Raw genomic sequence first — 14,887 nt, 5'->3', positions numbered from 1 at the left:
TCCTCGCCCCAGGAACCGCCCCGGCCGGACGAGGAGGCGCACCGATGACCATGTCCGCAAGCCGCACCCTGCTGGTCGACCCCGCGACGCACGGTGCCTATCCCACCGTCGGCGAGGCGGTGCTCGACGCACCCGACGGCGCGTGTGTCTCGATCGCGGCCGGGGCCTACGCCGAGACCCTCGAGCTGACGGAGCGCTGCCTCACCCTGCGCGCCGCGAACGGTGCCGAGGTGCTGCTCGACGGCACCGGCGCCGACGTGCCGGTGCTGTTCGCCCGCGGTGGCACGCTCGCCGTGCACGGGGTGAACGTGCGCGGCGGAAACGCGGCGGCGGTGCGGGCCGAGAACGCCGAGCTGACCCTGGCGGGCTGCACCGTGCACGCCGGCCGGGGGCCAGGGGTGGCGGTCCGTGGCCCGGGGCCGCTGGCGATCAAGGACGTGACCATCACCGGCGCGGAACAGGGACTGATCCTGGAAGGTACGTCCGGCGTCGTGGAGAACGTCACCATCGAAGACGTCGCCGCGGACGGCGTGATCATCGGCCTCGGCGCCGATCCGATGCTGCGTTCGTGCACGATCAGCGGCTGCGGCCAGCGCGGCCTCTACATCTACCAGCACGCGCGGCCCACGGTGCAGAACTGCCGGATCAGCCGTACCGGGCACGCCGCGATCGTGGTGGCCCACCGCAGCGAACCCGTGCTGAAGCACACCTCGGTGCGCGACGCCCGCGGCGTCGGCATCGACGTGGGCCCCGGCTGCGGCGGCTCGATCGAGGCGTGCGACATCAGCAACACCGCCGAACCGGCGATCCGGCTCGACGGCGCGGCGACGGCGCGGGTCGTGACCGAACCCAGCGAGCCGGTCGGCGGGGCCAGCCCGCTGGACACCCTGCTCACCGAGCTGGACGGCATGGTCGGGCTGCCGGGGGTCAAGGCCGAGGTGCGCTCGCTCGTCGACGAGATCCAGGTGAACGGGTGGCGGGCGCGGGCGGGGCTGGCCACCGGCGCGCTGAGCCACCACCTGATCTTCGCGGGCGCCCCCGGCACCGGGAAGACCACGGTCGCCCGCTCCTACGGCAAACTGCTGCGTGAGCTCGGCGTGCTGCCACGAGGCGAATTCCGCGAAGTATCCCGCCGGGATCTGGTCGGCCAGTACATCGGGCACACGGCCGAGAAAACAGCGGTGGTGTTCGAGCAATCGCTCGGCGGGGTGCTGTTCATCGACGAGGCCTACACGTTGTCGCGGCAGTCCGGCAGCGGCGGCGACTTCGGCCAGGAAGCCATCGACACACTGGTGAAGCTGATGGAGGATCACCGGGAGGAGATCGCGGTGATCGTCGCGGGCTACACCGACGAGATGCGCCAGTTCCTCGCCGCGAACCCCGGCCTTTCCTCGCGGTTCGCCAAGACCGTCGAGTTCGAGGACTACACCCCGGGCCAACTGGTCGGCATTATCGCCCGGATGGTCACGGCAGGCGACTACGAACTCGACTCAGCCGCCGCGCCCGAGCTCACCGAGCACTTCCGGCGGCTCTCCGCCGAACCAGGTTTCGGCAACGCCCGTGACGCGCGCAAGCTGTTCGAGGCCGTGCGCAAGGCGCAGTCGGGACGGCTGCGCGGGCTCGGCCGGATCCCGGAGCCCGCCGAACTGCGCGAGCTGCGTCGCGACGATGTGCTGGCCGCCATCGGCGGGACGCCTGTCGTCGAAAGCTCATCCGGATCGCGCGAACTCAGGTTCAGTCGCCGATCTTGAGAAGCGGTGCCCGGCGGGCGTCTTCCCTCGTTTCCACGCATCCCAGGGCGGTGGCCGCGGGCGAGGTCGTCTATCTGCTGGACTCCCTGGCCGACAAGTCCATTGTGGAGCAGGCAGGCGACGGCTACCGGATGCTGGAGACCATCCGAGCCCATTCGGCGGACAAGCTTCGCCTCGCGGGGGAAGTCGAAGCCGTCCTGCGCAGGCACGCGCGGCACTTCGCCGACCTGGCCGAGGAACACGAGCCGCTGCTGCGCTCGGACAAGCAGGTGGAGTCGCTGCGGCTGTTCCAGGCCGAGTACGACAACCTGGTGTTCGCCCTGCGAACGGCCATCGACACCGGCGATGCCAAGGTGGCGGCCCGCCTTCTCGGCCCGCTGTACTGGTACTGGGTCATGCTCCGCTACGACGCTCGGGCCGATGCCTACGTCGCCGAGGTCGCCGGGTTCGGCGACGCGCTGCCCGCGGACGCGCGGGCCGCGTTCACCGCGATCCACCTGGCAGCAGGCGAGGGCGGGCCGCTCACCGACCCCGAGCGGCTGCGCGCGCTGATCGACGACTGCGTGCACGCGGGCGCACTGCGGCGTTATCCGATGCTGCTGACGACGGTGCTGGTGACGGCGGCGATATTCGGGCTGGACGAGCTGGTCGACCAGGAGATCGCCCGGGTGCGCAGCGGCTCGGACCGCTGGGCGATCGCCTGCACCTGCATGATCGAAGCCATCCGGTATCGCGAACGGGGCGACCGGGAAAGCTCCGCGACCGCGATGACGGCCGCGTTGCACGCGTTCGAGGAGGCGGGCGATCGGTGGTGGACGGCGAAGACGCTGATCGGCTTGGCGCAGGTCCACGCCATCGGCGGCGAACACGACGAGGCGATCGCCGCCTACGAGCACAGCATCGCGATCGCCACCGACCTCGGCTCACAGGACGAGGTCTCGACCCGGCTCGCGCTCGCCACCGAACGCATGCGCGCCGGTGACCTGACCGGCGCCCGGTACGACATCGAAACCGCCGAACGAGCGGCCTGGGAGCGCGGCCAGCCCGTGCTGGAGATCGAGGTCCTGGGCAGGCTGGCCGAGCTGTATCGCCGCTCCGGCGAGATCGAACGGGCCAGCCGAGAACTCGACCGGATGGAGACACTCGCCCGCCGGCTGCGCCTTGACGCGGAGACGATCGAGAACCTTCTGGCGCCCGCCAGGATGGCGAACCTCCTCACCGCTGGGAACGCCCCACCCGCGTGCGAGCTGCTGCCCCGTACCGTGCGGGCGGCGCAGGCGCACATGGACACCCCTTCGGCCGCCCAGCTCCTGGCCCGGCTGCTGTTCCTGGAGGGTGACCCGCCCGGCACAGCAACACCGCCACCAGCACCCGCGCCTTGGGCGTACCGAGATCGAGCTGCTGCTCGTCCTCCCGCCACACCGCCAGCGGACCCAGTATCCCAAACCTCATCGTGCTCCCTCGGCTGGACGTACTGTAGACGTCAACGACGAAGCGCGATGGCGCAATTGCACCAATTGCCGGATTTCACGGCCCGCCGTCTCGCCGCCGGTCGGGGTACGGCGAAGCACGCGGGACCACGTTCACCGGCTCGATGGCACTGACGTGGCACGACTCCCATGACCGGTGGCCGGGTCGATACCGGAGCGCGGCAGCACGGTGGGGGTGTGGATCTGAGCGGAGGCTGACCCGACTCCGGGGCTCAAGCCGCGTAGACCCCGCTTTGCGCAGTGGGAAAGAGAAACTCGAACCTGAACCTTGTGCCGTTGGCGACGTTCGTTGCCACGACACCCCATGAACCAGCCGAGACGTGAGTGAGTCTCGTCTGGCACGATACCCCGCCCGAAGACGGTGCGAAGCAAACGTAAACCGTCGTGGTCTGATGGGGGCGAATATTGATGTCATTGCAGTTCGCGGTTGCTGTCAGCCAAGTTCCGTTGTAGGGGAAACTGGCAGGTCCGCTTGGTTTGTTGTACGGCTTTGCGTTGTCGTAGCACGCTTGTACGGTGAAGTCGTCCGCGGCCGCGGGTCCACTTCCGGTGATCAATCCGCCTGCGGTTGCCGCAACGGCTATCGCTATCGCGATCTTGCGCAATCTGTGCTCCCTGCTCAGGCTGTTGGTGTTGTTGCTGTGTTGTGAAGGCCTCCTGGTATTGGTTGTGTGAGCACGGTCGATGGAGTAATGCTTTGCGGGTGTGCTGTGTATGAGCGCGCCGGCGAAAATCCTGAGCGTCACCCGGATGGAGCAGGCGGGCGGTGGGGGCGTGAGGCCGCGTCAGGCGGAAGCACTCGCGTGAAGGGGGACCGGTGGTTCACGACGCCAGATTCGACGAGGTGTTCCTGGAAGTGCTCGATCGACTGTACTCACGGGTGGCGCTTCTCGTGGGGAGTCGCCACCTTGCTGACGACCTCGTGCAGGACGTGTACGTGCGGCTCAAGAGCCGCGCCGGTCGCCGCGGACGATTCGTGGAGCACCCGAATCCCTACGGATACGCGCTGGCCACCGCAATGAACCTCGCCCGGGGGCAGTGGAGATCGGCACGCCGAACGACCACCTTGGACCGGGCCGGGGAAGCATCGGACGATGGTGGCCTATCGCACTTTGAATCGTGGGAGGCGGTTTCCCACGTGCTCCAGTCACTGACGGTGAAGGAGGCCGTAGTCGTGCTCCTGGTGGACCTCGACGGCCATTCCCTCGACGAGGCCGCCGAACTGCTGGGTGTCCACAAGGGAACGGCACAGCGAAACAGGATGCGAGCCGTGGCGAAACTCCGTGAGGCACTGGTCAGCCCAGCCTTCGGCGTGGACGGCGATGCCAGATGACAGCGACGTTCAACGCTGACGACGAGCCTGCGGGAAACGAACCCGGCAGCGAGGAAATGCAACGGCTACGAGATGACCTCCAGGAGGCGGCCGACTCCGTCACCGTGCCAGTCGATTTGCTGACTCGAGCCCGAACGCGCCACCGCGGGCTCATGCGCCGACGCCGGCTCATGCTGATGATGACGAGCGCGGCGGTCGCCGCGGCCGTGATGATCACCGCTTGGGCGTGGATTCCCCGTCCGGACGCCCGGCCGCCCGCGCTGGAAGCGGCCATTCCCGAGCAGACAGCGTTCACCTACACCGCGCCGGAGGGCTGGATCGCGACCGCCGGTGAGAACTCGACGGCGCCACGGGTCGAACTGCGGCCGCCTGGAGACGGCGCGGTTCGGAACTTCGTGACGATCGAGCAGGCCCGGATCCCCTTCGACGCATCGGCTGAGCGGCAGCGCTGGGTGGACTCGCTGTCGAGCCGCAGGCTGTCGGGCAGCGACTCAGGCCACAGCGACTTCGACGCTGACGCGAGTTTCGGCGGCAAGACGGTGATCTACTACAGCGAACAGCACGCTGGGGTGTATGTGGACTGGTACGTCATGGCCGCGGGCACCGTGGAGGTGTTCGTCGGCTGTCAATACGGTCCGGCGGGCTCCGTCGCCCAGACACGCGCAGCCTGCGAAAACATCGTGGCGAGCCTGCGTATCGATTCCGGCGGGTCTCGGTAGCGGTCAATCGGCGATGGCCACTCGGCCGCAGGCCGCTGTCCCTCGGGAGGACTACAAGCAGTGTCCACGCCAAGGGGATCCGCGGCGCCGCGGTCTTCCCTAGGTTTTCGCTGGCGACGGCATCAGTGCGTCGCGGCACGCCGAAAACTGGAGGGCAAGGGCGTTGAAGACAAGGCAACGGTCAGCGGGAACCGGTATCCCCCGCAGATTCATCAGGGTGGTGATCGCGATGGCGCTCACCGTCGCCGCGGTGGGCGCCTGTGACGCCGCCACGGAAGAAGACGCGAAGAGTGAGGACGCACCGCCGGTCATCGCCGAGGCGGCCGCCACGCCGGGCATCACCTGGGGCACGTGCCCGGCGTTGGCCGAGGGCGCCAGTCGCGACCCCCGGCTCACCTGCGGAACGGTGGAGGTTCCGCTCGACTACCGCAACCCCGGTGGCGAGAAGATCGAGGTGGCGGTCTCGAAGCTGCCGGCCGCGGAGTCCCGCGACCGCCGCGGTGTTCTGCTGCTGAATCCGGGCGGCCCGGCATTGCCCGGCCTGGACACTCCGGGGGTCGTGGCGCCGACCCTGCCGCCGTCGGTATCGGCGGCCTACGACCTGATCGGCTTCGACCCGCGTGGGGTCGCGCACAGCACCCCGCAGAGCTGCGGCCTCGACGACCCGTCTCTCGCCGGCCTCTTCCCGTACCCGGCCGCGGACGGCTCGATCACCGCGAACGTCGACCACGCCCGCACCGACGCCGAACGGTGCGCGACGAACGCCGGCGAGAAGCTCCGGTACTTCACCACCGCCAACACCGCCCGTGACATGGACCGCATCCGCACGGCGCTCGGTGAGGAGAAGATCTCCTACTGGGGTCAGTCCTACGGCACGTACCTCGGCACCGTCTACGCGTCGCTGTTCCCGGAGCGCGCCGACCGGGTGGTCCTCGAGGGCAACGTCGACCCCGCGAAGGTCTGGGCCCACGCGACGGACAACTGGGGCAAGGCCATGTCGGAACGCTTCCCCGACGCGGCCAGGGTCGCCGCGGCGCAGCACGCCACGCTCGGACTGGGCGGCACCGTCGACGAGGTGACCCGGAAGTACCTCGCGCTCGCCGACCGCCTCGACCGCACCCCCGCGCCCGTTCCAGGCACCGCGCTGGCACTGACGGGTTCGATGCTGCGCACCGTCACCTACAGCCTTCTGCTGCACGACGACACCCTCCCGGTGCTCGCGCAGTTCTGGAAGGCCGCCGCCGGGCTGGCCGACGGTGTGCTCACCGAGGCGGACGGCCAGGTGCTGCAGCAGGTGTTCACCGCGCCACCGCCGACCCCTGGCGTGCCTGCCGACAACCAGGCCACCATGTTCCTGGCACTGACCTGTGGTGACGCGCCGTGGTCCGGCGACGTCGACCAGTACGCCCGCCGCACCGCCGAGGACCGCGCGGCCTGGCCGCTCACCGCGGGGATGCCCGCCAACATCTGGGCGTGCGCGTTCTGGCCGAAGCCGGTCGAAGAGCCCGTCCGCGTGACGGGCGAGGGACCGCGCAACATGCTGATATTGCAGAACCGCAGGGACAACGCCACACCGTGGGAGGACGGCCTCGGGCTGTACCAGGTCCTCGGCAAGCGAGCGGCTTTCGTCGGCGCGGACAACGGCGGGCACTACGTCTACCACCAGGGCTCCACGTGCGTGGACGAGGCGACGGTGACGTTCCTGACCACCGGCCGGCTGCCGGACAAGAAGGTCGACTGCACCGATATCGCCCCGCGGTGACCGTGGTCGCCGGCGGTGAGTGCCGGTAGACGGGGAACTCCTGGTGGCTCGGCCGGTATCAGGATCGCTCGGGGCACGAGCTTCCTCGAACGGCTAGCAGGCGAAGGATAACTAAGAAGCAAATCGGGCAGGAACTCATCCAACGCAACTCTTGTCGAGTGACGGTCCGTACGGTACTGCCTGTTTCAACCAGACTTGAAGGTCCCCGGGTTCTAGGCGTCACCGTTTAAGATATCGTCGCCTCGGCGAAGTATCAGCTTAGCGATCAGGAGTATGTGGACTTGAAGCGTGTTTTGAAGAACCTGGTGATCGGAACGGGAGTCGCCGCGGCGATGACCCTCTCGCTGGGTGGTGCGGCAAGCGCGAAAGAGGCTGGCGACTACTACGGCCCGTTCGCAACCGAAGGGGAGTGCGAGAGCGCCAGGATTCTGTTCAACTACAGCGACCCTTGCTTCTGGTCGCTCAGCAACAACGGCAGCTGGTGGTTCTACGGCGGTTTCTAAACGCCTCTGGAGTACACGAAGACCCCTTCCCTTCGGATGAGCCGAGAGGAGGGGGTCTTCTCTATTGACGAACCATTCTGAGATTTGTTCGGGAGACGGCTATACTTGTCTCCCGAACGCGGCCCAGGAACTCGCCCCGTGAGGCACCAGCGCAACAGAGGGCCTCGCAGTGCCTCAGGTGGTCGTGCCCGCCGGGCCCTTCGGGGTCTCCGGCCCGTGGGTGTCGAGTCGTTCCTGGATGTAGGCGACCAGTGCTTCACGGGCGGTGACGCTCCCGAACAGGGCTCGCTCGGTTTCCGTGCGCAGCTCGTCCGGGATCGGCGGCCCCTCCTTCGCGCATTGCCGCACCAGGCTGGAAGCCTCCATCAGCTTTCCGACCAGATCGGTGGCGTTGACCCCGTTGTCCTTGCTGTCGATCGCGGCCAGCACACCGTGCAGGGGCGTCGTGCCCGGCACCGGGCGCATCAGGAACCCGGCTTCTCTCGCATGGGCGAACCAGAGTCCGTCGAGCAACGCCTCGTCGAACGCCGAGTTCAACGCGGCGTGCACGCCGTCGAGACCGCTCTCGAAGTCATCGAGGCCGACCGCCCCGCCGTCGGCGATCGTCATGAAAGTCCTGGTCAGGAACTCCTGGAAATCCCTGGTCGTGGCTCTCATCTTGATCAGGCGCCGGGTCATGGCCTCACGGTTGCGATCGTTGTCGCGATCTATCTCCAGTTGGAGTTCGCGGCGGCGCCATTCCTCTTCGCGCTGCGCCTGCTCCCGCTGGCGTTGGGTGAGCCGCGCTTCCTGTTCGAGGCGCTCGCGTGCCTGACGGCGATGCAGGAGCAATGGCGCGGTCATCGCGGCTGTCGCACCCAGGGCTGCTCCGCCCAGCGTGCCGATGATCGTGAAGATAGACGGGTCCGGCATGGGGTCAAGACTGGCACGGTCAGCGCAGCTGCGATGCCGGTTCCTGCGGTTTGAAGGCTGCGTCAAGGGACTCGTCATAATTTCCGTGATAGCGCAACATCGCCGTCTTGGGGCGGGGGCCAGCCCTACCGATGGTTCTGGGGCTGGCTTCATGGTCGCGCAGCGGGCAGGGCAGCAGGATTGATCAATGCCTTCGAAGTCTTCGACAGTTCGTCGCGTTGTGGTGGCCGTTGTCGCGGCCGCGTCGGTCGTAGCGTTGTCCGTCCCGGCCGCCGCCGAGCGCGGCCCGATCACCGATGTCGCGGGCGTCAGAGCCCAGCTCGACCTGATCACCGGTGCCGACCGGGTTCCCGGGGCACTGGCCGCGGTCCGCGATCGGCGTGGCAGGTCGATCACGATCACGTCCGGTACGGCCGAGCTGGGCACGGATCGGGCGATGGTCGGTGGTGACGGCCGCTTCCGGATCGCCAGCGGCACCAAGCCGTTCACCGCTGCCGCGGTGTTGCAGTTGGTCGCCCAGCACCGGATCCGGCTCGACGCGCCGGTCGAAGACTACCTGCCCGGGGTGGTGCGGGGCACCGGTGAGGGAAGCGAGATCGACGGCCGCGGCATCACGGTGCGCCAACTGCTGCAGCACACCAGCGGGCTGCCGGACTACGTCAGATTCATCGACCCCGCCGAGCGGGACCGGCCGGTCGAAGCGGCGGAACTGGTCCGGATCGCCTTGTCCACCAAACCGGACTTCGCTCCCGGCCAGAGCTGGAAGTACTCGAACACCGGCTACGTTCTCGCCGGGATGATCGTAGAACGGTTGACGCACAAAGACATCGGGACAGCCGTGGCCGAACTGGTGGTCCGTCCCGCGCACCTGCACGAGACGTACTGGCCGCCGGCGGGGGAGCGGCGGATCCGCGGCCCGCACGCGCGCAACTACACCGTGGACAAGGCCGATCCGGCCGGACCGCTGATCGACGTCACCGAGTTCGAGCCTTCCTGGGCCGGTGCGTCCGGGGCGATGGTGTCGACGCCGTCGGATCTCAACCGGTTCTGGCAGGAACTGCTCGGCGGCCGGTTGCTGCCGAGCTGGGTGCTGGCCCAGATGCAGACCACCGTGCCGGCGCCGGGGCTGGGACCGGACGTGGAATACGGCCTCGGCCTGATTCGCCTGCCGCTGTCGTGTGGCGGCGGCATCTGGACCCACGGCGGTGACCTGGCCGGGGGCGGCGTCGCGAACATCAGCGGGCAGAACGATTCCGGCCGGGCGGCGACCGTCTACATCACCGCACTGACCGGCAGCCCGGCTATCGGCCACATGCGCCACACCATGGACATCGCCCTCTGCGGCTGACCCGTCGGCGCGAAGATCACCGCACGCATGGTCGCGTCCGCCACCTGAGCCGCGGTGTCCGGGTGGAACGGTCGCGGGCGCGTAACATGTACCTGACCCGGGCGAGCCAGGCGAGGCTGCCGCCGACTGCGATTGGGAGTCATGGACACATCGCGCCAGCCGACCACGCTGTGGGATCGGTCGCGGCAGGCTGTCGTCGCGGAGATCGTCGACACCGCACTGGCGCTGTTCTCCGAGCACGGCTACGAAGCCGTGACCGTCGCCCAGATCGCCAAGCAGGCGGGTGTGTCACAGCGCTCGCTCTTCCGCTACTTCGGCACCAAGGAGGACCTGGTCTGCGGTGACCAGGACGGCCTCGGGCGGCTGCTGGTCAGCACCGTCGAGGCCCAGCCCGCCGAGGTGTCGCCGTGGGACGCGCTGCTCGCCGGGTTCGCCGCCATCTCCTCGGCGAACCACACCCCGGAACAGGTACTGGAGATCACCACGCTGATCTTCGACAACCCGCCGTTGCGGTCGCGGTACTACGAGAAGCGGCTGAAGTGGCAGGCCGCACTGGTGCCCGTCGTCGAGGCCAGGATGGGCATCGAGTCGGGTCCGGCGCCCGATCCGCGCGCCGTGGGCATCATCGCCACGGTGTTCGCGTGCGTTGACGCCGCGTCGGAACTCTGGGTGCGCCAGGGCGGCAAGGCAGACCCGTTCGCCCTGTACGAAGAAATGCTCGCTGCCGTCCGCGGTTGACAGCCGGCATTGACCAGCACGACCTGTCCGCCTTGACGGTCACGCTCAACCTGGCATAGACTGCCAACTAGACGTTGGATGTCAGCGACACGTCCGCAGATCGCGGCTGATCGCACCAGGCTCGACTCGCCCAGGGGCGCCGTGGATGCGGCGTTGCCCTGTGGATCACCCGTTGATCAAGGCCGAACAGGATGCACGCATGCCCGTTTCCTTCAAGCGCAACAGGCTTCTCCTTGCTTTGACCGCGACGCTCATGGTCGCGGTCGCGATTCCAGTGGTCGGCTCCTCCCTCTCCGGCAGCGAAGCAAATGCGGCCACAGGAAAGAAATGCTCCGATCTGGCCGGCATCAAGATCGTGGCCGATGCCATCGGCCTGCCCACCGGTGGCGCCGCCGTCTCCTCAGCGGTCTCCGTGAGCGCCGGTGGGTCCGGAAACCAGGCTTACGGTAGCCATTGCCTGGTCTCCGGGGACATCGCACCGGTTGATCCGGACGCGCCGAACATCAAATTCCAGTTGGCGCTCCCGGAAAAATGGAATGGCAAGGCCGCGATGCTCGGCGGTGCCGGTCTGAACGGGTCCATCCCGCCACTGACGAATGCGTCGAACCTCTGGGGATCCCAGAAGAAGCCGATTCCGCTCAGCCGGGGCTACGCGGTGTTTTCGAGCGACTCCGGACACCAGAACAAGGCGGGGGAACATCCCGCCGCTTTCGGCGCCAACCAGGAGGCCCTCGAGAACTACGCGGGCGATGCGCTGAAGAAGACCCGCGACGTCGCGATGAAATTGCTGCGTTCCCACTACGGTCGTGCGCCTGGCAAGTCCTACTTCATCGGCTACTCGAAGGGCGGCGGCGAGGCACTGGCCGCCGCCCAGCGCTGGCCGGCCGACTGGGACGGCGTGGTCGCCGGCGCGCCGGGCTGGAACGTCACCGGAGTAGCGCTCGACACGCTCAAGGCCGCCCAGGCGGTGGCCGTACCGGGAGCCTGGCTGAACGAAGCGGAGCGCCACACCCTCTACACCGGCGTGCTGGGAGCGTGTGACGCGCTCGATCGCGCGAAGGACGGCGTGATCAGCAACGCCCGGGCCTGCGAGGCCCGGTTCGACCCCGCCGCTCTGAGGTGCCCGCAGGGAGCGGACACGGGCGACGCTTGCCTGTCCGACGTCCAGCTCGCCGCCCTGAAGAAGATCAACGACCCCGAGTCCCTGTCCTACGTGGTCGGCACGGGCGAGTCGAGCATCCCCGGCCATCCGGTCTACCTCGCCGACCACGGTGGAGGAGTGCCCGACGCCGTCCACAAGGAACTGCTGACCCAGCTCGGCGTGTACGGCTCGACGCCGCCTGCTTTCCCGCCGACCCCGCAGATGGGCGTGTACCTGGCCGACGGCGTCATTCGCCACATGATCGCGAAGGACCCCAACTTCAACACCATGATGATGGACATCACGAGCGGAAGCGGAATGGCTTCGCGCATCGAAGCTCATTCGGCGCTCTTCTCCAACATCACCGATCTGTCACCTTTCCGGAACAACGGAGGAAAGCTCCTTCTCTGGACGGGCGGCGCCGAGCTGGCGGCCAGGACGAGTGCGCACTACTACTCGCGCGTGCAGGCGGCGATGGGATCCGCGCGAGTGGATTCGTTTGTTCGGTACTACGAGGTTCCCGGCGCCCAGCACGGGTTCTCGTCAGCTTTCCATCCCGAGTGGGACCAGTTGGCGACCATCGAGAACTGGGTGGAGAAGGGCATTGATCCGGCGAACAACATCGTGGCAACGGATGATGCCGGCGTTCCTGGCCGAACCAGGCCGCTGTGCATGTTCCCCAGTTGGCCGAAGTACAACGGATTCGGCGACGTCAACAACGCAAGATCCTTCACCTGTGCTTCACGGTGACAGCGCAGTAGTATCGCTGGTGGTGGCTGTGCCGGGCGCGGGTCCAGTCCGTCACAGCCCGGCCGGGTAGGTGGTGTGGGTGAAGCCGGGAAGTTCGACGAGTTTGGGCCGATTTCCGTTGGCGCTCAACTGGTCGAGCACGAACTGCATGCCCGCGGTCGCGATCTGCGCGGCCGGGTCCTCCATGACGTAGCGAAGCCGGGTCACGATGGCTCGTTTGTCGTTCGCCGACCGGACAATCGGCATCGCGTTGACCACCTCGGTGTCGTCGTCGACCACGGGCGCCTGCTCGATCCTCTTCTCGAAGGCCGGGTAGTCCGGCCACATGAGACGGCTCATCTCGACCGACGACAGGGAGCTGTACCAGAACCTGCGGTACAGCTCCTCGATCCGGGCGCCGGCCTCGCTGTCGGCGAGCTCGTCGAGATCGATGGTCGGCGCCGACGGCGCGATGATCAACCGGGCGGGGTCGAGCTCCCGGTCGGACGCTTCGTGGAGCAGCGAGCAGATGTTGTTGGTCTGCCAGGTCAGGCCGGCACTCGGACGTCCGGCGGTACCGACGACGAGCACCATCAGCCGGGCCCAGTCGATGGGCTGCTCGTGCAGCCACGCCAGGGTCCGGTGCACCGAGTCCAGCGCCGACAGGGCGAAGGTCGCCGCCATCATGTCGTTGAACGACACGGGAATCGCGTCCGGCCCATCGCCTTCGAGCAGGTTCGCCCGCAGGTGCTCGAAGTCCAGGAGCTTCGGGTTCTTGATCGCTCGTTCCAGGTAGTCCGCGGTGGTCGCGCAGGTGTAGCCGACGAGATCGGTGATCTTCTCCTCGTGCCCCCGCCACGCGGCGGCGGCGACTTCGTCACGCCAGTACGAGACGGTGTTGAAGTCCTGGACGACACGGCATTGCGCGATGAGCTTCCTGGCGTCTTCCTTGCAACTGGGGTGGCCGAGTTCGCGCAGCCGGGCCAGGTAGGGGATCGCGAGGCCGAGGTGCGAGACCGCGGTGATCTCGAAGAACCCCCGGGTGCCCTTCCGGAAGTCGACCGAAGTGGACGGGCGACCGCCGCCGGGGAACAGCACCAGGTCGGTGCCCGTCGCGACCAGCATCGGTGTGTCGGAATGGGCCGCGCCCAGTTCCCGCTGCAGGTTCCGGCCGATGCTGTCCGGAGCCGAGGTGAACAGTTCGAAGAGCCGCATGAAGTGCGAGTTGGGTTGGTATCGCATCGAATTTCTCCTTGCTGGTGCGGATCAGGCGTTGTCGAGGTGGAGTTCGTGGACGATGCTGTCCTGACGGAACCGCACGTCCGGGGTGAGGCTGTTGGCGACGACCAGGAAGCTCCTGCCGTCGGCCTCGAAGTAACTCGCGTCGGTTCCACCGAACGTGGGGAACTCTTCGAGAACCTCGAACTTTCCGTTGTCCCACCGGTACAGCTGCGACATCAGCTCGGTCTCGGGGGTGGGAGGCATGCCCTGTACGAAGCAAACCCGGACCAGGTACAGGTGGTTGCCGTGACGGAACAGTTCGAACTCGCGGCCACCGGCGCCGCCGAGTGACTGGTGGGGCTCGAAGAGCTCGCCGTTCCAGCGGTGGAGCGTCGACTCGCCGGTGATGCACGCGAACGCCAGCCAGTCCTCGCCGTCCTGCGAGAAGTGCTGGAAACTCCGGCCGAACCGTTCGCCGATCGTTTGGTGTGGAACGAAGGAAACTCCGTCCCAGCGGTAGACGACACTGGGTGAAAGCTGGTCGGCATAGGCCAGGAAGTGGTGTCCGCCGACGCGGAAGAAGGCCCAGTTGTAACCCATGCGCCCGTCCAGTACCTGGAATTCCTGCCATCGCCGGTCGATGCGCTCGAAGATGACCGAGCGCCCGTGGCCCTGGTGGGTGAGGGTGAGGCCGGGAATGACCAGTCCCTGGGCCAGAGCCAGGAACTCGCGGTCGTCGATCGAGAAGTGGTGCCACTGTTTGGCGCCGAAGGTGGGCAGTGCCTCGTCGAGGATCCACTTGCCGTCCTCCTCGCGGTAGATGAGCGAGTCGACGTCGGTTTCGTACGGGCCCTTTCCGGTTCGGAGGTTGGCGAAGGCCAGGTAGGTCTTCCCGCCGCTGCGGAAGCTCAGCGCGTCCTCCGCGCTCGGGCTGGGCAGACGGTCGTGCTCGGCGAATCGCCCGTCCTCCCAGCGGTAGAGCAGGGCGTCCACGTCCGCATTGCCGCCCTGCATGTCGGCGGCCCGTCCGGGCACGTCCTCGGCCAGCTGGGGGACGACGAGGTGCAGCTCGTCGCCGACGCGGAAAACGTGCGCGCCACGAGCGCCGGACGTGGCGAGACGCTGGTGGACCGACAGGATCTTCTCCCTCGGGTGGTTCGGGACGGTGTTCGGCACGAAAGCTCCTTAACTAAGTTAAGTGGACTTTGGCCAGCATGGTTTAACTTTGATAAGTTGTCAA

12 protein-coding genes are annotated in these 14,887 nt (G+C 67.6%); 9 read left to right on the top strand and 3 right to left on the bottom strand.

Features of this window, described 5'->3' with window-relative positions:
• Positions 1 to 44: 44 nt before the first annotated feature.
• From L3Q67_RS44205 to L3Q67_RS44180, 6 genes are all read left to right on the top strand, one after another.
• On the top strand, positions 45 to 1,751 hold the full coding sequence (locus L3Q67_RS44205; protein ID WP_499187356.1) for a right-handed parallel beta-helix repeat-containing protein: 1,707 nt from the start codon (positions 45 to 47) through the stop codon (positions 1,749 to 1,751).
• 50 nt (positions 1,752 to 1,801) lie between these two features.
• Positions 1,802 to 3,355, top strand: coding sequence for a hypothetical protein (locus L3Q67_RS44200; RefSeq protein ID WP_499187355.1), 1,554 nt, complete (start codon positions 1,802 to 1,804; stop codon positions 3,353 to 3,355).
• Between the two features lie 703 nt (positions 3,356 to 4,058).
• A complete protein-coding gene (locus L3Q67_RS44195; protein ID WP_499187354.1) occupies positions 4,059 to 4,574 on the top strand; it encodes an RNA polymerase sigma factor in 516 nt (171 codons plus the stop codon).
• Positions 4,571 to 5,293 carry a type VII secretion-associated protein gene (locus tag L3Q67_RS44190; RefSeq protein WP_499187353.1) on the top strand — a complete coding sequence of 241 codons (723 nt, stop codon included), beginning with the start codon at positions 4,571 to 4,573 and terminating at the stop codon, positions 5,291 to 5,293. The genes L3Q67_RS44195 and L3Q67_RS44190 overlap by 4 nt, the downstream gene beginning before the upstream one ends.
• A gap of 217 nt (positions 5,294 to 5,510) precedes the next feature.
• Entirely contained in the window at positions 5,511 to 7,055 is a 1,545-nt protein-coding gene (locus tag L3Q67_RS44185; protein WP_499187352.1) for an alpha/beta hydrolase, read from the top strand.
• A 281-nt stretch (positions 7,056 to 7,336) separates the two neighbouring features.
• Positions 7,337 to 7,558 (top strand): hypothetical protein, encoded by a 222-nt coding sequence (locus L3Q67_RS44180; RefSeq protein ID WP_499187351.1) that lies wholly within the window; start codon positions 7,337 to 7,339, stop codon positions 7,556 to 7,558.
• A 174-nt stretch (positions 7,559 to 7,732) separates the two neighbouring features.
• Here the strand turns inward: L3Q67_RS44180 and L3Q67_RS44175 are convergent, their stop codons facing one another.
• The gene (locus tag L3Q67_RS44175; RefSeq protein WP_499187350.1) at positions 7,733 to 8,470 is read right to left on the bottom strand and encodes a hypothetical protein; all 738 of its coding nucleotides are present in this window, start codon (positions 8,468 to 8,470) and stop codon (positions 7,733 to 7,735) included.
• Between the two features lie 223 nt (positions 8,471 to 8,693).
• On the opposite strand from L3Q67_RS44175, the gene L3Q67_RS44170 reads away from it, so the two are divergent.
• The 3 genes from L3Q67_RS44170 to L3Q67_RS44160 all read left to right on the top strand — a co-directional run bounded on the left by L3Q67_RS44170 (position 8,694) and on the right by L3Q67_RS44160 (position 12,447).
• Positions 8,694 to 9,818, top strand: coding sequence for a serine hydrolase domain-containing protein (locus tag L3Q67_RS44170; RefSeq protein ID WP_499187349.1), 1,125 nt, complete (start codon positions 8,694 to 8,696; stop codon positions 9,816 to 9,818).
• Positions 9,819 to 9,959: 141 nt separating this feature from the next.
• The gene (locus L3Q67_RS44165) at positions 9,960 to 10,556 is read left to right on the top strand and encodes a TetR/AcrR family transcriptional regulator (RefSeq protein ID WP_499187348.1); all 597 of its coding nucleotides are present in this window, start codon (positions 9,960 to 9,962) and stop codon (positions 10,554 to 10,556) included.
• A 172-nt stretch (positions 10,557 to 10,728) separates the two neighbouring features.
• The gene (locus tag L3Q67_RS44160) at positions 10,729 to 12,447 is read left to right on the top strand and encodes an alpha/beta hydrolase family protein (protein ID WP_499187347.1); all 1,719 of its coding nucleotides are present in this window, start codon (positions 10,729 to 10,731) and stop codon (positions 12,445 to 12,447) included.
• Between the two features lie 51 nt (positions 12,448 to 12,498).
• Here the strand turns inward: L3Q67_RS44160 and L3Q67_RS44155 are convergent, their stop codons facing one another.
• Positions 12,499 to 13,668, bottom strand: a complete 1,170-nt coding sequence (locus tag L3Q67_RS44155; RefSeq protein WP_499187346.1) for a DUF5624 domain-containing protein — start codon at positions 13,666 to 13,668, stop codon at positions 12,499 to 12,501.
• A 24-nt stretch (positions 13,669 to 13,692) separates the two neighbouring features.
• The gene (locus L3Q67_RS44150; RefSeq protein WP_499187345.1) at positions 13,693 to 14,823 is read right to left on the bottom strand and encodes a hypothetical protein; all 1,131 of its coding nucleotides are present in this window, start codon (positions 14,821 to 14,823) and stop codon (positions 13,693 to 13,695) included.
• Between the last annotated feature and the right edge of the window lie 64 nt (positions 14,824 to 14,887).

The organism is Saccharothrix sp. AJ9571 (assembly GCF_021725495.1).
Lineage (GTDB): Bacteria > Actinomycetota > Actinomycetes > Mycobacteriales > Pseudonocardiaceae > Amycolatopsis > Amycolatopsis magusensis.
The sequence above is the reverse complement of the archived record's forward strand: the minus strand, read 5'-3'. Positions and strand labels throughout refer to the sequence as shown.

What these genes read in the sequence shown, in the direction of transcription:
- L3Q67_RS44165 (WP_499187348.1), top strand. Translation starts at nt 9,960, where the DNA reads ATGGACACATCGCGCCAGCCGACCACGCTGTGGGATCGGTCGCGGCAG.
- L3Q67_RS44155 (WP_499187346.1), bottom strand. Translation starts at nt 13,668, where the DNA reads ATGCGATACCAACCCAACTCGCACTTCATGCGGCTCTTCGAACTGTTC.
- L3Q67_RS44190 (WP_499187353.1), top strand. Translation starts at nt 4,571, where the DNA reads ATGACAGCGACGTTCAACGCTGACGACGAGCCTGCGGGAAACGAACCC.
- L3Q67_RS44205 (WP_499187356.1), top strand. Translation starts at nt 45, where the DNA reads ATGACCATGTCCGCAAGCCGCACCCTGCTGGTCGACCCCGCGACGCAC.
- L3Q67_RS44175 (WP_499187350.1), bottom strand. Translation starts at nt 8,470, where the DNA reads ATGCCGGACCCGTCTATCTTCACGATCATCGGCACGCTGGGCGGAGCA.